General features: G+C 61.6%; 23 protein-coding genes. 11 read left to right on the top strand and 12 right to left on the bottom strand.

Annotation, left to right across the window (positions count from 1 at the left end; genetic code table 11):
* Window positions 1–197 precede the first annotated feature (197 nt).
* The 8 genes from sucD to sdhC form a co-directional block, all read right to left on the bottom strand.
* Window positions 198–1070, bottom strand: coding sequence for a succinate--CoA ligase subunit alpha (gene sucD, locus PG883_RS01195; protein ID WP_005300222.1), 873 nt, complete (start codon window positions 1068–1070; stop codon window positions 198–200).
* Window positions 1070–2236 (bottom strand): ADP-forming succinate--CoA ligase subunit beta, encoded by a 1167-nt coding sequence (gene sucC / locus PG883_RS01200; protein ID WP_005300220.1) that lies wholly within the window; start codon window positions 2234–2236, stop codon window positions 1070–1072. Before sucC ends, sucD begins: the two co-directional genes overlap by 1 nt.
* Window positions 2237–2342: 106 nt before the next feature.
* The gene (gene odhB / locus PG883_RS01205) at window positions 2343–3536 is read right to left on the bottom strand and encodes a 2-oxoglutarate dehydrogenase complex dihydrolipoyllysine-residue succinyltransferase (protein WP_270806866.1); all 1194 of its coding nucleotides are present in this window, start codon (window positions 3534–3536) and stop codon (window positions 2343–2345) included.
* An 86-nt stretch (window positions 3537–3622) separates the two neighbouring features.
* Window positions 3623–6433: a 2-oxoglutarate dehydrogenase E1 component gene (sucA, locus tag PG883_RS01210; protein WP_069785453.1), complete on the bottom strand. Its 2811-nt coding sequence runs from the start codon at window positions 6431–6433 to the stop codon at window positions 3623–3625.
* Window positions 6434–6547: 114 nt separating this feature from the next.
* The gene (locus tag PG883_RS01215; protein WP_010674497.1) at window positions 6548–7264 is read right to left on the bottom strand and encodes a succinate dehydrogenase iron-sulfur subunit; all 717 of its coding nucleotides are present in this window, start codon (window positions 7262–7264) and stop codon (window positions 6548–6550) included.
* Window positions 7265–7281: 17 nt separating this feature from the next.
* Window positions 7282–9048 carry a succinate dehydrogenase flavoprotein subunit gene (sdhA, locus tag PG883_RS01220; RefSeq protein WP_029314421.1) on the bottom strand — a complete coding sequence of 589 codons (1767 nt, stop codon included), beginning with the start codon at window positions 9046–9048 and terminating at the stop codon, window positions 7282–7284.
* A gap of 1 nt (window position 9049) precedes the next feature.
* On the bottom strand, window positions 9050–9394 hold the full coding sequence (gene sdhD, locus PG883_RS01225; protein WP_010674495.1) for a succinate dehydrogenase, hydrophobic membrane anchor protein: 345 nt from the start codon (window positions 9392–9394) through the stop codon (window positions 9050–9052).
* Window positions 9388–9777 (bottom strand): succinate dehydrogenase cytochrome b556 subunit, encoded by a 390-nt coding sequence (sdhC, locus tag PG883_RS01230; protein WP_210600548.1) that lies wholly within the window; start codon window positions 9775–9777, stop codon window positions 9388–9390. The genes sdhD and sdhC overlap by 7 nt, the downstream gene beginning before the upstream one ends.
* Window positions 9778–10200: 423 nt before the next feature.
* Here sdhC and PG883_RS01235 point away from each other — a divergent pair, with 423 nt between their 5' ends.
* The 3 genes from PG883_RS01235 (at window position 10201) to PG883_RS01245 (ending at window position 12517) form a co-directional block, all read left to right on the top strand.
* Window positions 10201–11487, top strand: coding sequence for a citrate synthase (locus PG883_RS01235; protein WP_010674492.1), 1287 nt, complete (start codon window positions 10201–10203; stop codon window positions 11485–11487).
* Between the two features lie 93 nt (window positions 11488–11580).
* Window positions 11581–11895, top strand: coding sequence for a DUF4377 domain-containing protein (locus PG883_RS01240; protein WP_201997503.1), 315 nt, complete (start codon window positions 11581–11583; stop codon window positions 11893–11895).
* A gap of 97 nt (window positions 11896–11992) precedes the next feature.
* Entirely contained in the window at window positions 11993–12517 is a 525-nt protein-coding gene (locus PG883_RS01245) for a GNAT family N-acetyltransferase (RefSeq protein ID WP_201997502.1), read from the top strand.
* 62 nt (window positions 12518–12579) lie between these two features.
* Here PG883_RS01245 and fabB read toward each other — a convergent pair whose 3' ends face one another.
* Window positions 12580–13791, bottom strand: a complete 1212-nt coding sequence (fabB, locus tag PG883_RS01250) for a beta-ketoacyl-ACP synthase I (protein ID WP_029314417.1) — start codon at window positions 13789–13791, stop codon at window positions 12580–12582.
* 90 nt (window positions 13792–13881) lie between these two features.
* Between fabB and mnmC the strand changes: the two genes are divergently transcribed.
* Window positions 13882–15897 (top strand): bifunctional tRNA (5-methylaminomethyl-2-thiouridine)(34)-methyltransferase MnmD/FAD-dependent 5-carboxymethylaminomethyl-2-thiouridine(34) oxidoreductase MnmC, encoded by a 2016-nt coding sequence (gene mnmC, locus PG883_RS01255; protein WP_270806867.1) that lies wholly within the window; start codon window positions 13882–13884, stop codon window positions 15895–15897.
* 117 nt (window positions 15898–16014) lie between these two features.
* Here the strand turns inward: mnmC and PG883_RS01260 are convergent, their stop codons facing one another.
* Window positions 16015–16620, bottom strand: a complete 606-nt coding sequence (locus PG883_RS01260) for a DUF922 domain-containing protein (RefSeq protein ID WP_010674487.1) — start codon at window positions 16618–16620, stop codon at window positions 16015–16017.
* Between the two features lie 323 nt (window positions 16621–16943).
* Between PG883_RS01260 and dcuC the strand changes: the two genes are divergently transcribed.
* The 5 genes from dcuC (at window position 16944) to PG883_RS01285 (ending at window position 23426) form a co-directional block, all read left to right on the top strand.
* Window positions 16944–18296: an anaerobic C4-dicarboxylate transporter DcuC gene (dcuC, locus tag PG883_RS01265; RefSeq protein ID WP_010674486.1), complete on the top strand. Its 1353-nt coding sequence runs from the start codon at window positions 16944–16946 to the stop codon at window positions 18294–18296.
* Window positions 18297–18386: 90 nt separating this feature from the next.
* A complete protein-coding gene (locus PG883_RS01270; RefSeq protein ID WP_198497929.1) occupies window positions 18387–20036 on the top strand; it encodes a bifunctional metallophosphatase/5'-nucleotidase in 1650 nt (549 codons plus the stop codon).
* A 279-nt stretch (window positions 20037–20315) separates the two neighbouring features.
* Window positions 20316–21959, top strand: coding sequence for a hypothetical protein (locus PG883_RS01275; protein WP_041211355.1), 1644 nt, complete (start codon window positions 20316–20318; stop codon window positions 21957–21959).
* A 130-nt stretch (window positions 21960–22089) separates the two neighbouring features.
* On the top strand, window positions 22090–22593 hold the full coding sequence (locus PG883_RS01280) for a M48 family metallopeptidase (RefSeq protein WP_041211354.1): 504 nt from the start codon (window positions 22090–22092) through the stop codon (window positions 22591–22593).
* A 20-nt stretch (window positions 22594–22613) separates the two neighbouring features.
* The gene (locus tag PG883_RS01285; protein WP_050498226.1) at window positions 22614–23426 is read left to right on the top strand and encodes a DUF2927 domain-containing protein; all 813 of its coding nucleotides are present in this window, start codon (window positions 22614–22616) and stop codon (window positions 23424–23426) included.
* Window positions 23427–23698: 272 nt separating this feature from the next.
* Here the strand turns inward: PG883_RS01285 and PG883_RS01290 are convergent, their stop codons facing one another.
* On the bottom strand, window positions 23699–23953 hold the full coding sequence (locus PG883_RS01290; protein WP_010674481.1) for a DinI family protein: 255 nt from the start codon (window positions 23951–23953) through the stop codon (window positions 23699–23701).
* A gap of 225 nt (window positions 23954–24178) precedes the next feature.
* Here PG883_RS01290 and PG883_RS01295 point away from each other — a divergent pair, with 225 nt between their 5' ends.
* Both PG883_RS01295 and ykgO read left to right on the top strand, forming a co-directional pair.
* Window positions 24179–24448 (top strand): type B 50S ribosomal protein L31, encoded by a 270-nt coding sequence (locus PG883_RS01295; protein WP_210600551.1) that lies wholly within the window; start codon window positions 24179–24181, stop codon window positions 24446–24448.
* Entirely contained in the window at window positions 24445–24570 is a 126-nt protein-coding gene (ykgO, locus tag PG883_RS01300; RefSeq protein WP_010674479.1) for a type B 50S ribosomal protein L36, read from the top strand. The genes PG883_RS01295 and ykgO overlap by 4 nt, the downstream gene beginning before the upstream one ends.
* Window positions 24571–24638: 68 nt before the next feature.
* Here the strand turns inward: ykgO and araC are convergent, their stop codons facing one another.
* Window positions 24639–25550, bottom strand: a complete 912-nt coding sequence (gene araC, locus PG883_RS01305) for an arabinose operon transcriptional regulator AraC (protein WP_010674478.1) — start codon at window positions 25548–25550, stop codon at window positions 24639–24641.
* Between the last annotated feature and the right edge of the window lie 97 nt (window positions 25551–25647).

The raw sequence follows: 25647 nt of genomic DNA on the forward strand, positions 1-25647 counted from the left end.
TTAAATCATATGGCACGTAGCACCTTCCTGTTTTTCGATAGATTTCACTTTAATCTAGTTCATGCATCTTGCATTGATAGTTGACTTGAATCAAACCATAGGCAATTGCTTTTACTAGATGGCGCTCAGTAATCTGTTGCCATAAAAAAGCCGCCCATCGGGCGGCATTTTTATCAGAGATAACGGACCGAAAGAACTTACCAGCCGGTTACTTCACGCAGGGCCTTGCCGATATCGGCCAGGGACCGCACGGTTTTCACGCCGGCATCTTCCAGGGCGGCAAATTTCTCGGCCGCGGTGCCTTTACCACCGGCGATGATGGCGCCCGCATGACCCATGCGCTTGCCAGCCGGGGCAGTCACACCCGCGATGTAGGAGACCACCGGCTTGGTTACGTGAGCCTTGATGTAGGCCGCCGCGTCTTCCTCGGCGTTGCCGCCGATCTCGCCGATCATCACGATGGCTTCGGTCTGCGGGTCGTTCTGGAACATCTCCAGAATGTCGATGAAGTTGGAACCCGGGATGGGGTCGCCACCGATTCCGACGCAGGTGGACTGGCCGAAGCCCTCGTCTGTGGTCTGCTTGACCGCTTCATAGGTCAGGGTGCCGGAGCGGGAGACGATGCCCACCTTGCCCGGCTTGTGGATGTGGCCCGGCATGATGCCGATCTTGCACTCACCCGGGGTGATGACACCCGGGCAGTTGGGGCCGATCATGCGCACGCCGGTTTCCTGCAGCTTCACCTTGACGTCCAGCATGTCCAGGGTCGGGATGCCTTCGGTGATGGTGACGATGAGCTTGATACCGGCATCAATGGCTTCCAGGATGGCGTCCTTGCAGAACGGGGCCGGTACATAGATGACGGAGGCGGTGGCGCCGGTGGCTTCCACGGCGTCACGGACGGTGTTGAACACCGGCAGGCCCAGGTGGGTGGTGCCACCCTTGCCCGGGGACACGCCACCAACCATCTGGGTACCGTAGGCAATGGCCTGTTCGGAGTGGAAGGTACCCTGACCGCCGGTAAAGCCCTGGCAGATCACCTTGGTGTCTTTGTTGATCAGAACGCTCATTATTTGGCCTCCGCTGCTTTTACCACTTGCTGAGCTGCGTCAGTCAGACTCGTTGCGGCGATGATATTGAGGCCGCTGTCGGCCAGTTTACGGGCACCCAGTTCGGCGTTGTTGCCTTCCAGACGCACCACCACGGGCACTTTCACACCCACTTCCTTGACGGCGCCGATGATGCCTTCCGCGATCATGTCGCAGCGCACGATGCCACCGAAGATGTTGACCAGCACGGCTTGTACCTTGCTGTCGGAGAGGATGATCTTGAAGGCCTCGGTCACGCGCTCCTTGGTGGCGCCGCCGCCGACGTCCAGGAAGTTGGCCGGGGAACCGCCGTGCAGGTTGACGATGTCCATGGTACCCATGGCCAGGCCCGCGCCGTTGACCATGCAGCCGATGTTGCCATCGAGGGCCACATAGTTCAGCTCCCACTGGGCGGCGTGCGCTTCGCGGGGGTCATCTTGGGACGGATCGTGCATCTCGCGCAGTTTGGGCTGACGGTACAGGGCGTTGGCGTCGATGTTGATCTTGCCGTCCAGGCAGTGCAGGTTGCCCTTGTCGGTGATGACCAGGGGGTTGATCTCCAGCAGGGCGAAGTCGCAGTCCAGGAACATCTGGCCCAGGCCCATGAAGATCTTGGTGAACTGCTTGATCTGATCGCCGACCAGACCCAGCTTGAAGGCCAGCTCGCGGGCCTGATAAGGCTGCGGGCCTACCAGGGGATCGATGGCAGCCTTGTGAATGAGTTCCGGGGTTTCGTGGGCGACTTTCTCAATCTCCACACCACCTTCGGTGGAAGCCATGAAGACCACGCGGCGAGAGCCACGGTCGACCACGGCGCCCAGGTACAGTTCCTTGGCGATGTCGGTGCAGGACTCCACCAGGATCTTGGTAACCGGCTGACCGTTGGCGTCAGTCTGATAGGTCACCAGGTTCTTGCCGAGCCAGTTCTGGGCGAAGGCGCGGATCTCGTCCTTGCTCTTGGCCAGCTTGACGCCGCCCGCCTTGCCGCGGCCACCGGCGTGGACCTGGCACTTGACGACCCAGGTGTTGCCGCCAATCTTGTCGGCCGCTTCGGCCGCTTCCTGCGGGGTGGCACAGGCATAACCTTCGGAGACCGGCAGGCCATACTCGGCAAACAGCTGTTTTGCCTGATATTCATGCAGATTCATAGATGCTCTATCCGTGTTGTAGGTATTTCCGTCCGGGGCTCGTGTTTCTCAATCCCCTGTGAATGGGGGCCTGGGCGGCCCCTCGTTATCTTTCAGTCACGCTTGCTCAGACGTCCAGCAGCAGACGGGTCGGGTCTTCCAGAAGCTCCTTGATGGAGACCAGGAAGCCCACGGACTCGCGGCCGTCAATGATGCGGTGATCGTAGGAGAGCGCCAGGTACATCATCGGCAGGATCTCGACCTTGCCGTCGACGGCCATGGGGCGGTCCTGGATCTTGTGCATGCCCAGAATGGCGCTCTGGGGCGGGTTGATGATGGGGGTGGACATCAGGGAGCCGAACACGCCACCGTTGGTGATGGTGAAGTTGCCGCCGGTCAGTTCATCCACGATCAGCTTGCCGTCACGGCCCTTGCCCGCCAGATCCTTGATGGCCTTCTCGATGTCCGCCAGGCTCATGTTGTCGCAGTCACGCAGCACCGGGGTCACCAGACCACGGGGGGTGGAGACGGCGATGCTGACATCGAAGTAGTTGTGGTAGACGATGTCGTCACCGTCCAGCGCCGCGTTCACTTCCGGGTAGCGCTTGAGGGATTCGACCACGGCCTTCACATAGAAGGACATGAAGCCGAGCTTGATGCCGTGCTTCTTCTCGAAGATCTCGCCGTACTGCTTGCGCAGCTTCATGATGGGCGCCATGTTGATCTCGTTGAAAGTAGTCAGCATGGCGGTGGTGTTCTTGGCCTCCAGCAGACGCTCGGCGATGCGCTTGCGCAGACGGGTCATGGGCACACGCTTCTCGGTGCGACCGGCCAGCGGCGCGACCGGTGCGGCAGCCACGGGAGCGGCAGCAGTCGGTGCAGCCACAGAAGCCTTGCCCAGATTCTTGATAAAGGCTTCCACGTCTTCCTTGGTGACACGACCACCCTTGCCGGTGCCGGTCAGCTTGGCGACGTCGATGTCGTGTTCGGCCACCATGCGGCGCACGGAAGGGCTCAGGCCATCGGCAGCGTCATCGGCCACGGCTTCCATCGGCTTTTCGCTGGTCGCTTCACCAGCAACGGGGGCCGGCTTGAGCATGGCGATCAGCTGGCGGGAGAGCACGGTGGCCCCTTCGCTCTGCAGGATGTCGCCCAGTACGCCGGCTTCCGGCGCGGGCACTTCCAGCACGACTTTATCGGTTTCGATGTCAACCAGCACTTCGTCACGGGCAACCAGATCACCCGGTTTCTTGTGCCAGGTCGCGATGGTGGCATCCGCCACTGATTCCGGCAGGTCCGGTACCTTGATCTCGATAGTCATGTAATCAGTTCCTTGTTACTTCTTGGCCAGCAGGCTTGTTCCAGGTCAGAGAGGGTCCCGACACGGGCCCTCTCATCCACAACTCGTTATTCCAGGGTAAGGGCGTCTTCCACCAGGGCTTTTTGCTGCTTGGCGTGGACGGACATGTAACCGACAGCCGGTGAGGCCGAGGCCGGGCGACCGGCATAACGCAGACGGGCATGGCTTGGCAGCACGCTGTCGTAGTGATGACGGGTGCTGTACCAGGCGCCCTGGTTCTGCGGCTCTTCCTGACACCAGACGAAGTCGGTGACATGGCTGTAATCGGCCAGGATGGCGCGCACTTCCTCTTCCGGGAAGGGGTAGAGCTGCTCGATCCGTACCAGGGCCACGTCCTGCTGCTCGGCCTTGCGACGGGCATCGAGCAGGTCGTAGTAAACCTTGCCGGAGCAGAAGACCACGCGCTTGACGCCTTTGGGATCCAGCGCATCGATTTCGCCGATGGCGTTCTGGAAGGTGCCCTCTGCCAGCTCTTCGAGCTTGCTCACCGCCAGCGGGTGGCGCAGCAGGGATTTGGGCGTCATCACGATGAGCGGACGGCGCATGGGGCGCACCACCTGGCGACGCAGCATGTGGAACACCTGCGCCGGGGTGGAGGGCACGCACACCTGCATGTTGTGCTGGGCGCACATCTGCAGGTAACGCTCCAGACGGGCAGAGGAGTGCTCCGGGCCCTGGCCCTCGTAACCGTGGGGCAGCAGCATGGTCAGGCCGCACATCCGGCCCCACTTCTGCTCGCCGGAGGAGAGGAACTGGTCCACCACCACCTGGGCGCAGTTGGCGAAGTCACCGAACTGGGCTTCCCAGATGGTGAGACCGGCCGGCTCCGCGCTGGCGTAGCCATATTCAAACGCCAGTACCGCGTTCTCGGTCAGCACGGAGTCGTACACCTCGAACGGGCCCTGCTCGTCGTGCAGGTTGCACAGCGGGGTGTAGGTGCTGGCATCGGTCTGGCTGTGCAGCACGGCGTGGCGATGGAAGAAGGTACCGCGGCCGGAGTCTTCCCCGGTAAAGCGAATGCGGGATCCCTTGTCCACCAGGGTGGCGTAGGCCAGAGTCTCGGCAAAGCCCCAGTCCACCAGCTTCTCACCGGCGGCCATCAGGCGACGGTCTTCGTAGATCTTCTCGACCTGACGTTGCAGCACATGGGTCGCCGGGTATTGGCTGATGCGCTCACCCAGGGCCTTCAGATGATCCATGGGCACAGTGCTGTCATAGGCCATGGCCCAGTCGTGACCCAGATACGGCGTCCAGTCCACGGAGTGCAGCTCCATGGGGCGCCACTCCTTGCTCACCCGCTCGCCCCGATCCAGGGTATCGCGATAGTCGTTGACTAGCGTGGTGGCCAGCTCAGGCGCGATGGCTCCTTCGGCGATCAGCTGATCGGCGTAGATCTTGCGCGGGGTCGGGTGCTGCTTGATCTTCTGGTACATCAGGGGCTGGGTCGCGCTCGGCTCGTCAGCCTCGTTGTGGCCGTGACGACGGTAGCAGACCAGCTCGATCACCACATCGCGCTTGAAGGTGTTGCGGTAATCCAGGGCAATCTGGGTCACCAGCACCACGGCTTCCGGGTCATCCCCGTTGACGTGCAGCACAGGGGCCTGCACCGCCTTGGCGATGTCGGTGCAATATTCGGTGGAGCGCAGGTCACGGATATAGGAGGTGGTGAAGCCCACCTGGTTGTTGATGACGATGCGCACCGTGCCGCCCACGCCATAGGCACGGGTCTGGGACATGTTGAAGGTCTCGGCAACGACCCCCTGCCCCGCGATGGCGGAGTCACCGTGGATGGTGATGGGCAGGACGCTGGAGCCGTCCTTGTCACCACGGCGGTCCATACGGGCACGCACGGAGCCGATGACCACGGGGTTGACGATCTCGAGGTGCGACGGGTTGAAGGCGAGCGCCAGGTGGACGTTGCCACCCGGGGTGGCGAAGTCGGAGGAGAAGCCCATGTGGTACTTCACATCCCCTGTGCCCCAGGATTCGCCGTGCTTGCCGGCAAACTCGTCGAACAGGTCCTGGGCGCGCTTGCCCAGCACGTTGATGAGCACGTTGAGGCGACCACGGTGGGCCATGCCGATGACGGCTTCCTTGCAACCCTGCTCACCGGCGCGGCGAATAAGCTCTTTGAGCATGGGCACCATGGCATCGCCCCCTTCCAGGGAGAAACGCTTGGCCCCCGGGAACTTGGCACCCAGGTATTTTTCCAGCCCTTCGGCGGCGGTCAGGCTCTCGAGGAAGCGGGTCTTCTCTTCGAGGGTATAGTTGCCCGTCCCTTCGATGGATTCCAGCCTGTCTTGCAGCCAGCGCTTCTCCTCGGTGGAGGTGAGGTGCATGTAGTCGGCGCCGATGCTGCCGCAATAGGTTTTCTTCAGCGAGGCATACAGATCGGAGAGGACCATGGTCTCGCGACCGATGGCGTAGGAGCCCACATTGAAGGTGGCCTCCATGTCTGCACCTTGCAGGTTGTGGAAGGCCGGGTCCAGCTCGGCGACCGGCTCGCGCTGCCACAGACCCAGGGGGTCCAGGTTGGCGTTCTGGTGACCGCGGAAGCGGAAGGCGTTGATCAGTTGCAGTACGCGAACCTGCTTGGCATCCACCTGGGGATCGGAGACGGGAGCGCTGTAACGGGAGGAGTCCTTGGCCAGGCGGCGGAAATAGTCGCGAACCTGGGAGTGGGGTTGTTCTACTGCATGTCCGTTGACCTGGGGCAGCGACTGGAACAGGCTGCGCCATTCGTCGGCAACGGAGTCGGGGTTTTCCAGGAAGGATTCGTACAAATCCTCAATGTAGCTTGCATTCGCACCAGCCAGGTGAGATGACTCCAACCAGGCCTTCATCACGCCGTTATGCATTTCTATCCCTTGTACATCTTGTTCGCTGCACTGCAGCTTGTAGGGTCATAGCCATCCCGGGGCGGGATGGCTATCCAGAGGTCGGGCCCGGCGCAAGGCGCCCTGGCCCCGATACTACACGGCTCGGTTGAGCAACATCGACTTGATCTGACCGATGGCCTTGGTCGGGTTCAAGCCCTTGGGACAGACGTTCACGCAGTTCATGATGCCGTGGCAGCGGAACACGCTGAAGGCGTCATCCAGGTTGCCCAGTCGCTCACTGGCCGCAGTATCGCGGCTGTCCGCCAGCCAGCGATAGGCGGCGAGCAGGCCGGCCGGACCGATGAACTTGTCCGGGTTCCACCAGAAGGAGGGGCAAGAGGTGGAGCAGCAGGCACAGAGTATGCACTCGTACAGGCCATCCAGCTTGGCGCGCTCTTCGGGGGATTGCAGGTGCTCACGCACGGGCGGCAGTTTTTCGTCGTTGATGAGGAAGGGTTTGACCTTCTCCCACTGGGTGTAGAACTGGGTCATGTCGATCACCAGATCCCGGATCACCGGCAGACCGGGCAAGGGCCGAATGACGACCTTGCTGCCCTTCTTCAAGAGATCGGAGAGCGGCGTGATGCAGGCCAGACCGTTCTTGCCATTCATGTTGAGACCGTCAGATCCACATACCCCTTCGCGGCAGGAGCGGCGGAAGGCGAGCGTGGGATCCAGCTCCTTGAGCTGGATCAGTGCGTCGAGCACCATCATGTCGGAACCTTCAGGAATATCAAGACGATAATCCTTCATATACGGGACGTTATCAACGTCCGGATTGTATCTGTAGACAGAGAATGTGACGTTCATTGTGCTTGGCTCCGCAATCAGTAAGTCCGGACCTTGGGCGGGAACGCCTCACGGGTCTTGGGTGACATGTTGACAGCGCGACGGGTCATGGACTCGGTGTCCGGATGATAGAGGCTGTGGCACAGCCAGCTCTCATCGTCACGCTCCGGGAAGTCGAAGCGGCTGTGGGCGCCACGACTCTCGGTACGGAAGTTCGCCGCCACCGCGGTGGCATAGGCGGTCTCCATCAGGTTGTCCAGCTCCAGGCACTCGATGCGCTGGGTATTGAACTCCTTGGAGGTGTCGTCCAGACGGGCGTTCTTGAGACGCTCGCGGATGAGTTTCAGCTCGGCCAGCCCTTCTGCCATGGCATCCCCTTCCCGGAACACGGAGAAGTTGTTCTGCATGCAGCGCTGCAGGTCCTTGCGGATCTGGGCCGGGTCTTCCCCGTCACGGTTGTTTTCCCAGCGGTTGAAGCGCTCCAGTGCCTTGGCGATGTCGGCGTCGGTGGCTTCCACGCCGTGCTCCATCGAGCCAAGGGTCTCCACCAGGTGCATGCCGGCAGCACGACCGAACACCACCAGATCCAGCAGGGAGTTGCCGCCCAGACGGTTGGCACCGTGCACGGAGACGCAGGCGATCTCGCCCACCGCGAACAGACCGACCACCGGCACGTCATTGCCATCCTTGTCCTGGGTCAGGCACTGGCCGTTCACGCTGGTCGGCACGCCGCCCATCATGTAGTGGCAGGTCGGGATGATGGGGATGGGCTCTTTGACCGGATCCACGTGGGCGAAGGTGCGAGAGAGCTCGCAGATGCCCGGCAGGCGGGATTCCAACACCTCTTTGCCCAGATGATCCAGCTTGAGCTTGATGTGCGGGCCCCAGGGACCGTCACAGCCACGGCCTTCGCGGATCTCGATCATGATGGAACGGGCCACCACGTCGCGACCGGCCAGATCCTTGGCGTTTGGCGCATAACGCTCCATGAAGCGCTCGCCGTCCTTGTTCAGCAGGTAGCCGCCTTCACCACGGCAACCCTCGGTCACCAGTACCCCTGCCCCGGCAATACCGGTGGGGTGGAACTGCCAGAACTCCATGTCCTGCACGCCGACCCCGGCGCGCAGCGCCATGCCGACGCCGTCACCGGTGTTGATGTGGGCGTTGGTGGTGGACTGATAGATGCGACCAGCGCCGCCGGTGGCGAGCACGGTGGCCTTGGCCTTGAAGTAGACGACTTCGCCGCTCTCCATGTCGATGGCGGTACAGCCGACGATATGGCCATCCTGGTTCTTCACCAGATCCAGGGCATACCACTCGGAGAAGACGGTGGTCTTGTTCTTGACGTTTTGTTGATACAGGGTGTGCAGCAGGGCGTGACCGGTACGGTCGGCTGCCGCCGCAGTGCGGGCAGCCTGCTCGCCGCCGAAGTTCTTGGACTGACCGCCGAACGGACGCTGGTAGACGGTACCGTTGTCAAAGCGGGAGAAAGGCAAGCCCATGTTCTCCAGCTCATAGATGGCCTCGGGGCCGGTCTTGCACATGTATTCGATGGCTTCCTGATCACCGATATAATCGGAGCCCTTGACGGTGTCATACATGTGCCACTGCCAGTTGTCGTCGTGGGCATTGCCCAGGGCGACCGTGATCCCGCCCTGGGCGGAGACCGTGTGGGAACGGGTCGGGAAAACCTTGGATAACAGGGCGCAGCTCTTGCCGGACTGGGCAATCTGCAGCGCGGCGCGCATGCCGGCACCACCGGCACCGATCACGACCGCATCAAATTCACGAGTTGGAATAGTCACCTTACACACCCCACAGCACGACGAAACCAGTCATCACATAGACAAACAGCACCACCACCAGCACAAACTGCAGCGCACCGCGCAGTCCGACCGGCTTGATATAGTCGGTCAGCACCTGCCACAGACCGATCCAGGCGTGGATCAAGACGCATACGAGCGTCAGCAGGGTGAAGACCTTGGTGAAGGTGTTGGAGAAGAAGCCGGTCCACACCTCGTAGGTGATGTCGTTGAACGCGACAAAGCCAACCAGATAGAGGACGTAGCATGTCATGATGAGGGCGGTGGCGCGGATCAGGATGTAATCATGAACACCGCTGCGCCCGAAAGTTGCAGAATTGGTTACCATAACAGTACCCCCGCCAATACCGCCAAAACCGCGGTGATCACGAAGGCCACACGGGCACTCTGATTACCGGATTCCAGCTCTTCCCAATAGCCCATGTCCATGACCAGGTGCCGCAGACCGCCCACGATGTGGTAAGCCAGCGCGGTCAGGATCCCCCACAGCACGAACTTGACCAGGAAGTTGTCCATGATGGCAACGACCGATTCAAATCCTTCGGGAGAGGCGAGTGAAGTACCAAGCATCCACAGCAAGATGGCCAATGCCACAAAGGTGATGACCCCTGAGACACGATGCAAGATGGAAGCGATGGCGGTGACAGGAAAGCTGATCGTCTGTAGGTCGAGGTTTACAGGTCTCTGTTTGTTTTTCACGGCTTTGCCCACTCAGCTCCATTGAGCACGTTAGTTATTGTTTTCACACGCTTTGAGGGCGAGGAGTGGCATTTGTTAGGTTTTTGTTACCAAAACAACTCAGGAAAGCCAAAAATAACATTTTCGATATCACATCTGGCTTTGCGAAAGCGTTTCAAACACCGACGACCATCACCCACGTGGCGCAGTATATCGGCGGCCTTAACCAATGACAATCAAATAGCTACACAGAAAATCCAAAACCGTAAACCAGATCTCACAACAGCTTTAACAAGTCATTAATGAACATCCAGCAAAATTGACAAAGACATGGTTCTCTGGTTCAAATAAGGCGCTCCAGCCGCCGTGGTACGGGTAAGAACCTTTGCCAGCGTCATAACAGTCGTAATAAAGTAGGGCTGGAACCAAATTATAAAAGAGCAAAGGAGACGTGCTATGGCTGATAAGATAGCCACCCTACATCTGCCCGGAAAAGAGCCGGTTGAACTGCCGATCCTCTCCGGTACCGTTGGACCCGATGTGATCGATGTCAGAAAGCTGGGCACGCAAGGATATTTCACCTTCGACCCCGGCTTCATGGCCACCGGTTCTTGCAAATCTTCCATCACCTACATCGATGGCGACCAGGGTGTCTTGCTGCACCGCGGTTACCCCATCGCCCAGTTGGCCACCCAGGCCAGCTACCTCGAAGTCTGCTACATCCTGCTGTACGGCGAGGCCCCCACCAAGACCCAATATGCGGAATTTGAACGTCTGGTCACCCGCCACACCATGGTGCACGAGCAGATCGCCTTCTTCTTCCGCGGCTTCCGCCGCGACGCCCACCCCATGGCCGTCATGTGCGGCGTGGTCAGCGCGCTGTCCGCCTTCTATCACGACGCCCTCGACATCAACAACGAGGAGCATCGCGAGATCTGTGCCTTCCGTCTGCTCTCCAAGATGCCGACCCTGGCCGCCATGTGTTACAAGTACTCCATCGGCCAGCCCTTCATGCAACCGCGCAACGCCCTCTCCTATGCAGGCAACTTCCTGCACATGATGTTTGGCGTGCCGACCGAAGAGTACAAGGTCAACCCCATCGTCGAGCGCGCCATGGACCGCATCTTCACCCTGCATGCGGATCATGAGCAAAACGCCTCCACCTCCACCGTGCGTCTGGCCGGTTCTTCCGGTGCCAACCCGTTTGCCTGTATCGCCGCGGGGATCGCCTCACTGTGGGGCCCGGCCCACGGCGGTGCCAACGAAGCCTGCCTCAAGATGCTCGAAGAGATTGGCTCCGTGGATCGCATTCCCGAGTACATCGGCCGCGCCAAGGACAAGAACGATCCGTTCCGTCTGATGGGCTTCGGCCACCGGGTCTACAAGAACCACGATCCCCGTGCCACCGTGATGCGCGAAACCTGCCACGAGGTGCTTACCGAGCTGCAGATCAAAGATCCGCTGCTGGACGTGGCCATGGAGCTGGAGCGCATCGCGCTGTCCGACCCCTACTTCATCGAGAAGAAGCTCTACCCGAACGTGGACTTCTACTCCGGCATCATCATGAAGGCCATCGGCATCCCCATGTCCATGTTCACCGTGATCTTCGCCATTTCCCGTACCATCGGCTGGATTGCCCACTGGAACGAGATGCACTCGGACCCGGATCAGAAGATCGGCCGTCCCCGTCAGCTCTACACCGGTCAGCCCCTGCGCGAGTTCGTGCCCCTCGATCAGCGCTGAGCCCGATCTGTCATGGTTTGTTACAAAGGCGGTCATTGACCGCCTTTTCTTTTGCAGGTTTAATCGCGCCCTTTTACGCCAAGGACACTCATCATGAAATCTCCCCTGCTCCTCAGCTCCGCCCTCCTGCTCAGCGCCTGCCAGAGCGCCCCGACTACCGAAACCCTCTATATCCAGGACAAGTTGGCAGACTGCGTCGGTGTCGCCCCCATGAAGTGCATGCAGGTACGCAGTCAGCCGGGCGAGAACTGGAGCCTCTTCTATCAGCAGATCGAGGGCTTCACCTTCGAGCCGGGCTACCGCTACCAGCTGGAAGTGACCAAGGAGCAACTTACCGATGTGCCGGCCGATGCCCCTTCCTTGCGCTACCAGCTGATCAAGGTCGTGAGCAAGGAGCCGGTTCGCTGACGAGTCGCTGACAGGTGACCCGGTTTCGTTTGTGTGTTCTCTGGGGTATGCTGTCACCCCTTTTTGCCACGGTTTGAGTACGGACCCGACCCGCATCATGATCACGATCCGCACCATCCGCACGCCAGACTGGCCCGCCATCATGGCCATCCAGCACGAGTGTTATCACCAGTTCCAACCCGAGCCCCTCGAAGTGATGCAAAACAAAACCGAGCTGGCCCCCGCCTCCTGCTGGGTGGCCGAGCGTCAGGGCAAAGTGCTGGGTTACCTGCTCTGCCACCCCTGGCGTGCCCACCAGCCCCCGCCCCTCTCGGTGCCGATGAAGGCGCTGGCCGGTCACGACGAGTTCTATCTGCACGATCTCGCTGTCTCGAGCAAGGCACGCGGCCTGGGTGTCGGACAGCGGCTGCTGGCAAGGGCGCTCGCTTTCGCGAGCCATGCTGGATATCGCCATGCAGGCCTGGTGGCGGTTCAGGATGCCCCCGCCTTCTGGCGCAAGCAGGGGTTTGTGCCCGCCGACACCGGCAAATCGCTGGTGGAGTATGGTGACGGGGCGGTCTATATGCGGTTGCCCCTGGCAGACAACGGTCCAGAACCGAGAACCATCAGCAGAGTTCAATAAAAAGAGTTCAATAAAAAAGGCGCCTTTCGGCGCCTTTTTCTATGTCGTCAATCCGGTGAGCATCAAGCCTTGAACTTGCTGAACACCAGAGAGGCGTTGGTACCGCCAAAGCCGAAGCTGTTGGACATGACGGTATTGAGGTCGGCCGCTTCGTATTCACGCACGATGGGCAGGCCCACGGCTTTCTCGTCCAGATTCTCGATGTTGATGCTGGGGGCGATGAAGCCGTGTTCCATCATCAGCAGGGAGTAGACGGCCTCGTGCACGCCGGCGGCGCCCAGAGCATGGCCGGTCATCGCCTTGGTGGCGGAGAGCTTGGGTGCATTGCTGCCAAACAGGGTCTGAATGGCTTCCAGCTCCTTGGTGTCACCGACCGGAGTGGAGGTACCGTGGGTGTTGATGTAATCCACCTTGCCGACCCCCTGCATCGCCATCTTCATGCAACGCACGGCGCCTTCACCGCTCGGGGCCACCATGTCGTAGCCGTCGGAGGTCGCACCGTAACCGGTGATTTCGGCGTAGATGTGGGCACCACGGGCCAGGGCGTGTTCCAGCTCCTCGACCACCAGGATGCCGCCGCCACCGGAGATGACGAAGCCGTCGCGGTCCGCATCATAGGTGCGGGACGCTTTTTCCGGGTTGTCGTTGTACTTGGTGGAGAGCGCGCCCATGGCGTCGAACTGGATGGTGGAAGACCAGTCCAGCTCCTCGCCGCCACCGGCAAAGATGATGTCCTGCTTGCCAAGCTGGATCAGTTCCAAGGCATGACCGATGCAGTGGGCAGAGGTCGCACAGGCGGAGCTGATGGTGTAGTTGACACCCTTGATCTTGAATGGGGTAGCAAGACAGGCGGAGGTGGTGGAGGACATGGTACGCGGCACCATGTAGGGACCCACCCGCTTGACGCCCTTTTCACGGGCGATATCGGCAGACTCGGAGGTGTTCTTGCCGGAGGCGCCGCCGGAACCGGTCACGATGCCGGTACGCTCGTTGGAGACCATCTCTTCCGGCAGGCCGGCATCTTCGATGGCCTGCTGCATGGAGAGGTAGGCGTAGGCCGCGGCGTCACCCATGAAACGCATGACTTTACGGTCGATCAGTTCAGACGGATCGAGTTTGATGTTACCCCAGACACGGCTGCGCAGGTTGTACTGCTCGAACTGCTCGGAATAGGTGATGCCGGATTTACCTGCTTTCAGGGAGGCCAGCACCTCTTCCTTGTTGTTGCCGATACTGGAGATGACGCCGATACCGGTGATCACTGCTCTTCTCATTAATTCATCTCGTCTGGAAAAACTGGCACCGAGTCTACCCGCTTTCGGCTGCCAAACTGGTCTGCTTTCACGTAGAATGCCCGCGATTTTGTGACGCGAGCCGAGGAAAACGTGAGTCAAACATCCTTACATCATGCCCGATTGGACTGGAACGAAGCGGGAACTCCAGTCTCCAGTGAGTTCGGGGATGTGTACTTTTCCAATGATAACGGTCTAAGTGAAACCCGCTACGTCTTTTTGCAGCAAAATCGACTGCCAGAGCGATTTTCGCATCACGATAGTGACAGTTTCGTGATTGGTGAAACAGGTTTCGGTACAGGACTTAACTTTCTGGCCACAATGGCCGCCTTTCTGGAACAGGCCCCCCTGTCCGGCAACGGATCCCGGCTGCACTTCATCAGCGTCGAGAAATACCCCCTTACCCAGGCCGATCTGCGCAAGGCCCTGGCCGCCTGGCCCGAGCTCGCCCCCTTGAGCCAGCCTCTCATCGACCAGTGGCCGTTGCCGGTCTCCGGCTGCCATCGCCTGCTCTTTGCCGATGGCCGCATCCGCCTCGATCTCTGGTTTGGCGACATCAAGGAGATGCTGCCTCACGTGCCCCATCCGGCAACCGGTCTGGTGGACGCTTGGTATCTGGACGGTTTCTCCCCTGCCAAGAACCCAGAGATGTGGACCCAGGAGCTCTTCGACAATCTCGCTCGCCTCGCCCGCCCCGATGCCACCCTCTCGACCTTTACCTGCGCCGGTTTCGTGCGACGGGGGCTGATTGCCGCCGGCTTTGCCATGAAGAAGGTGAAGGGCCATGGCAGCAAGCGGGAGATGCTGGCGGGTGTTCGGGAAGGCAAAGTGCCGCAGCAGAGCATCGCCCCCTGGTATGCCCGCCCCGCAGGGCGGGAGGGAGAGGTGCTCATCATCGGTGGCGGCATCGCTTCCGCCATGACGGCGCTCTCTCTGGTGGAGCGGGGTCGGCACGTCACCTTGCTGTGCGAAAATGGCGAACCGGCCAGCGGCGCCTCCGGCAATCGACAAGGAGCCCTCTACCCCCTGCTCAACGGCGAGCACGATGCCCTGTCGCGCTTCTATTCGCTGGCCTTTGGCTTTGCCAGAAACCGGCTGCTGGCCCTGGCAAAGCACCACCCCGTCGCCTTCTCGCTGTGTGGCGTCACCCAACTCGGCTACGACGACAAATCCGCCGCCAAGCTTGCCAAGATGAGCCAGGGCCTCTTCCCCCCCGAGCTGATGCACCCACTCTCGGCAGCGGAGGTTGAGCAGGTGGTCGGCCTGCCCTGCGATGCGGATGGTGTGAGCTATCCCCTGGGGGGCTGGCTCTGTCCGGCGGATCTCACCCGCGCCGCCATCAGGGAGGCGCAGGCCAGCAGGCGGCTGGAAGTGGTGTTCAATGCCGCTGTAACCCGCATTGCCGAAGAGGACGGTGGCTGGCACCTGGAGAGCCGGGATGGCCGCCAGTGGCACGCCCCCAATCTGGTGGTGGCGGCCGGGCATCAGTTGCCAACCCTTCTCCCCTTTGCCGAGCTTCCCCTCTATCCGGTGCGCGGCCAGGTGAGCCATGTGCCGACCACGGCGAGCTTGAGCCAGCTCAAGACCGTGCTCTGCTACGATGGCTACCTCACCCCGGCCCACAACGGTGCGCACTGTATCGGGGCCAGCTATGGCCGCAACCAGACCGACCTTGCCTACCGCGCCGACGAGCAGGACCAGAACAGGGCGCGGCTGCAAGCCTGTGTGCCCCAGCAGCGCTGGCCCGCCGAGGTGGATGTGAGCGGCGCTCAGGCCCGCATCGGGGTGCGCTGCGCCAGCCGGGATCACCTGCCGGTCGCCGGGCCCGTCGCCCGGTTGGCGGCGCTGGCGGATCATGACGTCCACGCCCCCGCGGATCAGCAGAGCGCACTACCCCTGCACGCCGGCCTCTACGTGCTGGGGGCGCTCGGCTCCCGGGGTCTGTGCTCGGCGCCCCTGTGCGGCGAACTGGTCGCCAGCGAGATCTGCGGCGATCCCCTGCCGCTGGCCGCCGATCTGCTGGAGGCGCTCCATCCCGCCCGCTACTGGGTGCGAAGGCTGCGCAGGGGCAAGCCACTGCGCGACTAACTCCCCAGGAGCCGGGGCTGCCCGCCTCCACACCATTGGGCGCACCAATAAAAAACGGGCTCAATCAGCCCGTTTTTTATGTTTTCCATGAGCGTCCATGGGCCTGTACACGTGTCATCAGCCAGCCCTGGGCCAGACGACCCCCAGCTTGCGCCCCTGATCGGTCTGGCTGGCCAGGGTGTCGAACCGCGCCCGGGTGGCCTCCAGCACCGCCTGCCCTGCCTGCCAGCCCTGATGCTCCAGGGTTGGGCAATCCCGGGTCACCGGCAACTGGGCGAGGCGCGTGCCAAGCTGGCTCACGCTCTCCAGCAGGATGTCCTTGTGACGGCTCTCGTAGTCAAACATGGCGGCCACCAGCTTGTCCCACTTCTGGCGCTCCTTCGCGGGCGCACGGGCCTTGTCCATCCAGTTGGGCACCCTGACCTGGATGCGGGCACGGACGCTGGCCTGCTCCAGCTCGCAGCGCGCCGCCGTCGCCTTCGTCTGCAACTGCCAGGAGAGCTGATAACTGGCCTTGCCGATGTGCCCGTCCGCCTGGGTGGGCGACAAGGCGGTGATCTGGCGCATCACGGCCCCCACATCGGCCCCGGAGACCCGATAGAACTGGAAGTCGACCTTGATATCGGGGGCGACCTTCACACCGGCATAGTGGGAAGGTACAGCACCGATTGAGGCGGCATAAATGAGGGCCACCGTCACCCCTGTCTTGCTGAAGAGTCCCATCTGTCCGCGGCTTTGCTCCTTGTGAGTCCCGGCTTAATTTCAATTAATAATCAATGAATTAATAACCCGATTGGGAGATTACCCCTGATCCAGCCCCCTGTCATCCGCTCTTGGCACCCGGTTGCTGCAAACGTGCGAGTCATCACCCCGGCTCAGGCGGGGATTTGCAGTCGAGATCACAAGCTGCCATCGAATGGATGGTGAAATACTCCTTAGTGGGTAATATCCGCAGTGTTTTTGTTGGCCGATACCGGATAGTCCAGCGCAACCCTCTGGTGAGCCCTGGCAGGCCACCCCCTCACTTCAACTCTTGGGAAGGTTTTATGATAGAACTCCTGATCGGCACCCTGGTCACCCTGGCCGTGGGTCGCTACATCTTCAAGGGCTACTCCGCCACCGGGGTACTGCTCAGCGGCGGCCTGCTGCTGCTGGCGATCACCGCCCTGATGGGCAAGGCGGTGCTGCCGGCGAGCGTCCCCTCCACCGGCCACATGGCCACCGACATCTTCGAATACGTGCGCTTCCTGCTGGTCGACAGGGGGGGTGGCCTCGGCATGCTCATCATGGTGCTGTGCGGCTTTGCTGGCTACATGAGCCACATCGGTGCCAACACCATACTGGTGAAGCTCGCGAGCAAGCCCCTCGGTGTCATCAAGTCCCCCTACATCCTGCTGGTGGCCGCCTATCTGGTCGCCTGCGCCATGTCGCTGGCGGTGAGCTCCGCAACCGGCCTCGGGGTTCTGCTGATGGCCACCCTCTTCCCGCTGATGGTCAACATGGGGATCTCACGTGGCGCGGCGGCGGCGGTGTGCGCCTCGCCGGCCGCCATCATCCTCTCCCCCACCTCGGGGGACGTGGTGATGGCCGCCCAGGCCGCGAACATGGAGCTCATCGAGTTTGCCTTCAAGCTGACCCTGCCTATTTCCCTGGTGGCCATCGCCGCCATGGCGGTGACCCACTTCTTCTGGCAGCGTTATCTGGATCAGAAGGCCGGGGAGCACAACGCCGCGGTCGCCCCGAGCGATCTCGTCACCGACGCCCCCGGTTTCTACGCCATCCTGCCCTTCACCCCCATCATCGGTGTGCTGCTGTTTGACGGCAAACTGGGGCCCAAGCTCGACATCGTCACCATCATCGTCATCTGCCTGGTGCTGGCCGCCCTGCTGGAGCTGGTGCGCAAGCGCAACGGCCGCGAGCTGCTGGACGGACTGCAGGTGTGCTGGCGCAACATGGCCGACGCCTTCGCCGGCGTGGTGATGCTGCTGGTGGGTGCCGGGGTCTTTGCCCAGGGTCTGATGGGGCTTGGTTTCATCGCCAACCTCCTTGATCTGGCCCAGAGCTTCGGTACCGGCGGCATCGTCATCATGCTGGTGCTGGTGGTCATCACCACCCTGGCGGCCTTCACCACGGGTTCCGGCAACGCCCCCTTCTACGCCTTCGTTGAGCTCATCCCCCATTTGGCCACCAGCCTCGGCGTCAACCCGGCCTATCTGGTGATCCCCATGCTGCAGGCATCCAACCTCGGCCGCACCATCTCGCCGGTCTCCGGGGTGGTGGTCGCCTGTGCGGGGATGGGCAATCTCTCTCCGTTCGAGGTGGTCAAACGTACCTCGCTGCCGGTGGCCGTCGGCCTGCTGGTAGTGATCCTCGCCACCCAGATCATGGTTCCCGCCTGACTCTTTACCGGCCCGGCTGCCGCCGGGCTGGTATCCCCCCCACCCCATGCAGTAGACTCGGTGCTCTTTTTTCCTAAGGAGGACCGAGCCTTGAGTATGACGGTTCAACTTGCCCACTTCAGCGACTGCCACTCCCATTTCGATGGCGCCCCCATGCGCTTCTCCCCCGATGGCGAGTCCGAATGGCGCACCCAGTGCGGCGGCTATGGCCGCATCCTGACCCGGCTCACCGCCCTGCGCCAACAGGCCGAGGCAGCCGGCCAGACCTGCCTGCTGCTGCATGGCGGCGATACCTTCCAGGGGTCACTTTACTTCAACCGCTTCAAAGGGCGGGCCAATGCGGACCTGCTGGCCCTCTTGCGACCGGATGCCATGGTGATCGGCAACCACGAATTCGATCTGGGCAACGGGCCGCTGGTGGAGTTTTTGCGCCAGCTCGATTTCCCGGTGCTCGCCGCCAACATCGACAACCGTCAGGAGCCCGCCGATGCCCCGCTGCGGCTGCAGGGACTGCCGCAGCTGTTTGACGCAAGCCGCCCCTGGCACAAGCGCGTCATCGACGACGTGCCCTTCGCCCTGCTCGGCATCACGCTGCCGCAGATGGCCGCCATCGCGAGCCCCGATCCCCACACCCGTTTCCACGGTATCGAAGAGACCTTAAGCCGTGCCCTCGGCGAGATCAAGGCCGCCGGCATCCAGCACATTATCCTGCTCAGCCACCTGGGTCTGGCGCAGGACAAGCGACTGGCGACCCGCTTCCCCGAGCTCAGCCTCATCGTCGGCGGACACACCCACAGCCTGCTGGGGGATCTGGCGCCGCTCGGGCTCGACAGCGAAGGCAGCTATCCCCTCATGGTGAACGGGGTGGCCATCCTGCACGCCGCCCACAGCGCCCTCTGTCTCGGGGTGTGCGAACTCACCTTCGACGAGCAGGGACGCGTGTGCCAAAGCCGCGGCCAGCTGGAGTGGTTACCCTGGGATCCCTGGCCCTTTGCTTCCCAGCCTCCTGCGGGGCTGCACTTCTGCGAACCGGCCCCCGAGCTCGAGCAGCATCTGGCCAGACGCTATCGCCCCGAGCTCGAAACCATGACCCGGCGCGTGGTGACCCGGCTCGCTGATCCGCTCCATCATCAGCGCCTGCCCGATGACAGCCTGCCCGCCGGCAGCCAGGTCGCCCCCCTGGTAGCGAGTGCCATGCTGGCCAGTGCCCGCGAACAGGTGGGTCAGGTGGACTTTGCCCTGCACAATGCCGGGGGCGTACGCTGCTCCCTCGAGCCCGGCCCCCTGACCGAAGCAGACGTTGCCGGACGCCTGCTGCCCTTTGCCATTCCCCTCACCCTCTACCGGGTGCACGGCCATGAACTGGCCGAAGCGCTGGAGGGGGCCATCGACAACGCCACCAACAACGGGGTGACGGGCAATGGCAGCGGCAGCTTCCCCTATACCGCCGGGGTGCGCTTCTGCTATCAGGCCGACAGACCCAAAGGGGAGAGGATCACTCGCCTGGAATGGGAAGCCAGCCCGGGTCAGTGGCAGCACGTCGAGCCGGATGCCATCTATCGCGGGGTCTCCAGTGCCTATACCGCCTCCGGCAAGGAGGGCTACACGGCCCTTGCCCGCACCCTGACCCAGCACAATCAGGAGCTCGGCATTACCCTGGCGGATGCCTTCCTGCGCTGGGCACGCCACCTGCCGGAACTCAGCCCCCTGCCGGCCTTGGTGGAGTATCACGGCCAGTGAATCTGGCACCGGCCCATCCCGGGTCGGTGCCGCCTTTCCCCCGCATAGGGAAATCCTGATCCGCTCCCAGGCGCAGGCCCCCTACCATGCAACCTCAGGCTGTGACGCCCGACTGCGCCAGCCCTGTCTTGTGATGGGGCCTGCCAGTGCAGCCAGAGGCGTGAAAACGATACTTTTACGAATTATTTCAGGTGCCTACACTTCTTCCATTGCATCGTGCAGCCCGGCTCGGCAAGATAAGCCCGCTTTTTCAGTCTTTCCCGCAGGAACAGGTCACCCATGAATCATGCCATCCGCTTTACCCCGCACCGCCACAATCCCGGGATCAGGCCGTCGGTCATCTTGCTCACCGCCCTGATGGCTCTGCTGTTCTGTCTGCGCAATCCGCTGTTCCACGGCATGGCCCCGGGATTTGATGCCTCCCTGTTTGCGGTGATGGGCAAGATGTGGAGCGAGGGGGGCGTACTCTATCGGGACATGATCGACATCAAGGGTCCCATGATCTTCGCCCTCGATGCACTGGGCTATGGCCTTGGTGGCTTCTTCGGGATCTGGCTGCTGGAGTGGGTGCTCTGCTGGCTGGGCCTCATGGCGAGCTGGCAGGCTTTTGCGCAGCTCGGGCTCTCGGTGCGGGCGCGACTTGGCAGCATGCTGGCCCTGCTGGCGCTCTACAGCACTCGCTACTACTACGGCAACATGACAGAGGACTGGACATTCCATCTGGCCCTCATCGCCCAGTGGGCTTTCATCACCATGCTGCTGGACAAGCGATTCAGCTGGGGACCGGCCCTGGTCGCCGCACTCACCTTCGCCATCGTGGCCTGGATGCGCACCAACAACGGCGCCTTCTGGGGGGCCTGGTATCTGGTGCTCTTCTGTCACTGGTGCCTGCGCGAGCAGTGGCGCTGCGCCTTTGCCCTGCTCTTTTCCAGCCTGCTTGGACTGGCTCTCGTCGGCGGTCCGCTCTATGCCTACTTCCAGCACCACGACGTGCTGGCCGAGTTCAAATACTACGCCTTCGGCATCTTCTTTGAAGGGAGCTACGGCAACGGTTTCTCTCCTGAGGTCGGCGCCGTCGGTCTGCTGCGCACCGGCCTCATCATGCTGCTGCCCGCCTTCCTCGTCCTGATGCTCGGGCGCCGCCAGGAGTGGTATCTCCCCGCGCTGTGCGCCACCCTCCTGGGGGTGCTGTTCACCCTGATCGCCAACTCGGTCTCCGGCCATGTGTTCGATCACTATGACGTGCTCTATCTGCAACTTGGCCTGCTGCCGCTCGCCTGCCTGCTGGACAGAAGCGAGCAGCGATCCGATGCACTGGGGCTGCTCTGCATCTCCCTGGTGGTGCTGACCGCCAGCTGGCTGCTGGCCCAGCAGCTTGGTTACGGGTGGAGCACCAAGGAGTGGTCTCTGGAGCGGGTGCGCGAGGTGCTCGGCAACAGCCTGCTGTGGGCCTTGCCCGTGCTCATTCTGGTCCCGCTCTGGCGCGCCTGGGACGTGCGAAGCGCCACCCCCTGGCTCGCCTCGCTGGCCATGCTGGCGCTGCTGGTCAACAACGCCTGGGAAGGCAATCTCAAGGGCAGGCCGTTCAATCCCCCCGCCCAGGTCAGGGTTGACCGTATCCTCGCCGAGACGGCGCCTACCGACAAGATCTGGGTCGATGGCATCCAGCCGCAATACTACCTCTGGACCGATCGCCAGCCGGCCTCCGCCTATCTGTTTTTTGCCAACGTCAACCCGCCCTACGATGTGCGCGAGCGGGTGCTGGCTGACATCCAGCGCCAACAACCCAAATTCATCATCGCCAAACCGGAACGGGTGGCACAGGAGCTCAAGACTCCGACCTCCCCCTCCCACCTTGCCTTCTACCAGTATCTGGCAGGTCAGTATGAAGAGGTGGACCCGGGCCTGTACCGGCGCCGCTAATCAGGCACACAGAAGGGGCCATCCTGGTGATGGCCCCTTTTCGTTGTCGTCATAAAGAGGGGGCCGACCATGTTCAAGGCGCCCCATCCTGACTACAATGGCGCTCTTTTTTGCGGCAGAGGGAAGAATCATGGCGGAGCTGACTTATCTGGGGGGCTATCCGGAGCCACTCAAGGCTCAGGTGCAGCAGTTGATTGCGACGGGCAAACTCGGCGAGATGCTGGCCAAACGCTACCCGCAAACCCACCTCGTCCAGAGTGACAAGGCGCTGCTCGCCTATACCATGGAGTTGAAGAACCGCTACCTGAAAAGCTCGGCGCCACTTTCCAAGGTGATCTTCGACGGCAAGATCAACGTGATCAAGGATGCCCTGGGACTGCACACCTATGTCAGCCGGGTGCAAGGCAGCAAGCTCAAGGCCAAGAACGAGATCCGCATCGCCGCCCTGTTCAAGGAGGCCCATCCCGCCTTTCTCAAGATGATAGTGGTGCACGAGCTGGCCCACCTGAAGGAGAAGGATCACAACAAGGCTTTCTACCAGCTCTGCCAGCACATGGAACCGGACTATCATCAACTGGAGTTCGATCTCAGGCTCTGGCTCACCTGGCGTGATATCGAGCGTACCACCCGCTGATCCCCTTGCAAGGAGGCAAGATGCGCCCATGGCACACACCTCTCCAGTCCGTTCGCCATGGGCACTGGTTGCTCCCGGGGCTGATGCTCTGGCTCTTCTCACTGCCGCTGTCGGCCACCGAACGCTGGCAGCGTGATGACTACCTTGTCCAGAGCTTCATGGAAATCGCCATGAAACGGGAGTATGGCCATGAACAACAGGAGCACTTCTCCCGCTGGCCGGGCCCCGTGCGTCTCAAGCTCGTCAACGAATTCGGCGACAAGCCGCTGCAGGCCGAGGTCGTCAAGGTACAGACCCGTCACCTGAGCAGGATCACCGGTCACCCCATCGAGATTGTCAGCGATAACCCCAATCTCACCCTCATCATGACCCGGCACAAACAGATGGCGAGCTGGGCTGCGCGCACCATGCGCCAGGACGAATCGGTGCGCATCGCCCTCAAGGAGGGGATTTGCCTGGCCAATTTCGCCACCAACGCTCGCTACGAGATCACCCGTGCCACCATCATCATTCCGGTGGATTACAGCCGGGCAAAGGGCCGTTTTCTGGATTGCGTAGTGGAAGAGTTGAGCCAGGTGATGGGACTGCCCAACGACTCGGACAAGGTGTTCCCCTCCATCTTCAATGACAACAGCATCGACAGCTTTCTGACCGGGCTCGACTACGTGTTGCTCAGGCTTGCCTACCACCCGGCATTGCAACCGGGGATGACGGCGGACGAGGTGCGCGCGGCGCTCCCCGTGGCCCTCAAGGCACTGCGCGTCAATGGCGACATCGCACAGGCCACCCAACGGGTGCAGGTCGACAGCCTCAAGCGCTGGGCGGGACTCTGAGCGCAGCCAGAGACATTACTCTTGCGCCTTTCGCCTTTCGCCTTTCGCCTTTCGCCTTTCGCCTTTCGCCTTTCGCCTTTCGCCTTTCGCCTTTCGCCTTTCGCCTTTCGCCTTCATGGTCATGCGCTTACCCCATCAACGCAACACGCAGCCCATGGCTGCGTGTTTTGAAGAGCGGTTCGGCAAAGCCGGTACAGGGATCATCATCCGGCTGGAGGTTCCTCCTCGCGCCCTGGCGGATCACGACGATGTTTGCCGCTGAGAGCTTATCTTCAGGCCTCCAGAGCCTCTTCTTCCGGCATCCAGCTATCAGCGTTTTCCCACACCTCCTGCACCATGGCTTCGGCCAGCTCCTTGTCTTCCTTGCTGGCGCGACTGACCGTCAGAGCCATGGCACTACCCGGTGCCACCCGCACATGCAGATCGGGAAAGCGCTCACCCAGTTGCTTGAGCAGCTCCTGGCGCAAGGCCTCCATGGTCGAGGTGGGGATCTGGTGTTTTCTGTCGATGATGATTTCCAGGCGCATAGGGTACGTCTCCATGATAATTAACTGTATTTTTATACAGTAATCTTGAAAAGTAAAGATGGTGGCTGCACATAGGCCCTCACCGTCCATGCCTGCTCGCTGACGATGTGCAGCCGAACGACCCCGATTTTCCCCCATCGCTGTCATCATGGAAAAAACAGTTGATATTGATTCTCATCCATCGCATCATCCACCTCATGTTATAACATAACAAAAGAGGCAATCATGCGCCCCCATATTCACCCTGAATACCGTAAGGTTCTGTTCCACGATCTCGCCAGCAATACCTACTTTCTGATCGGCTCCACGCTGGCCACCGATCGCACCAGAGAGTGGGAAGATGGCAACACCTACCCCTATGTGACGCTGGATGTCTCCAGCGCGTCCCACCCCTTCTATACCGGCAAACAGAAGCAGGTCGGCAAGGAAGGTCAGGTCGCTCGCTTCGGCCAGCGATTCGGTCAGTTCTTCAGCAAAGGAAATGAGAAACAATGAAAGTCCTCGCCTCCCTGAAATCCGCCAAGTCGCGTCACCCGGACTGCCAGATCGTGCGTCGGCGCGGCAAGTTGTTCGTCATCTGCAAGAGCAATCCCAGGTTCAAGGCTCGTCAGGGCTGATTGCGCATCCGCCCCTCATGGATAACAAAAGCCCTCGTCATGAGGGCTTTGTCATCTCTGGGCTCTGCTCACAGCGGGGTGGCGCACTTGCGGTACTCGGTGGGGCTGACCCCTACCCGCTTTCGGAACACCCGCGAGAAGTAGAGCTGATCGTCATAGCCCACCTGCTGGCCTATGGTGGCGACCGACAGCGGCGTGGTCTGCAGCAGCAGCTTGGCCCGCATGATGCGCTGATCCTCACGCCAGCGCACTATGCTCACCCCCACCTGCTCGCGAAACAGGTGCGCGAGGCGCGAGGGGGACAAGAACACCTGCTCCGCCAGCGCCTCCACCGAGATCTCGGCCGAGAGGGACTCGCTCAGGATCTGGCACGCCTCGTGGACACGGTGATCGATGGCGGGATAGGCATTCTGGGACGATGCCTCGTAGCAGCGGATGAGCAACCGCTCCAAGAGGTTCATGGCCAGTTGCTCCGACATGGGCCGCAGCTGCTTGTGGGTCTCCTCGATGTCGAGGAAGAGGGCGTCGAATTCGGTGAGCAGCTGGTTGTCCGCCAGTTGCAGTCGCCCCACCTGCTCCGTCACCTGGGGCCACTTGAGCCAGTCAGTCCAATAGGCCCGCGGCCGGAAATAGACCCAGCGGTGATACCACTCCCGGGCATCCGGCGCCCGGCCGTAATGGTGCACCGCCGCTGGTGGAAAGAGCAGCAGGTCGCCGGGTTCCACGGTGAAGGCCTTGTCCCCCTGAAAGATCTGCCCCTTGCCCTTGATGGTCAGATTGACGATGAACCCCTTCATGCCGTGGGGCCTGTCGATGGTGAAATCCAGCGCGCTCCCCTGCTCGATGGGAGTCATCCCCGAGACCAGGAAGACGTCGAAGGCGTAGCCAGGCAGCAGGGGATTGAGTTGTTTCGGCTTCTCTTTTTGCATCGAGGACATGGCGGAAAACAGGGTTTCGGTAAAAAAGTCGACATGGGCCATTGTAGAGATCCGGCGTAGGAACCCCCTATGTTCGCAAGCTGTTCGTTGTGAAATTGTTGAACTGGCTCACAGCTTGCCGGGGAAAACACCGGGCCGG

Origin of the sequence: Aeromonas sp. QDB25 (assembly GCF_027707725.1) — a bacterium.
GTDB lineage: Bacteria > Pseudomonadota > Gammaproteobacteria > Enterobacterales > Aeromonadaceae > Aeromonas > Aeromonas caviae.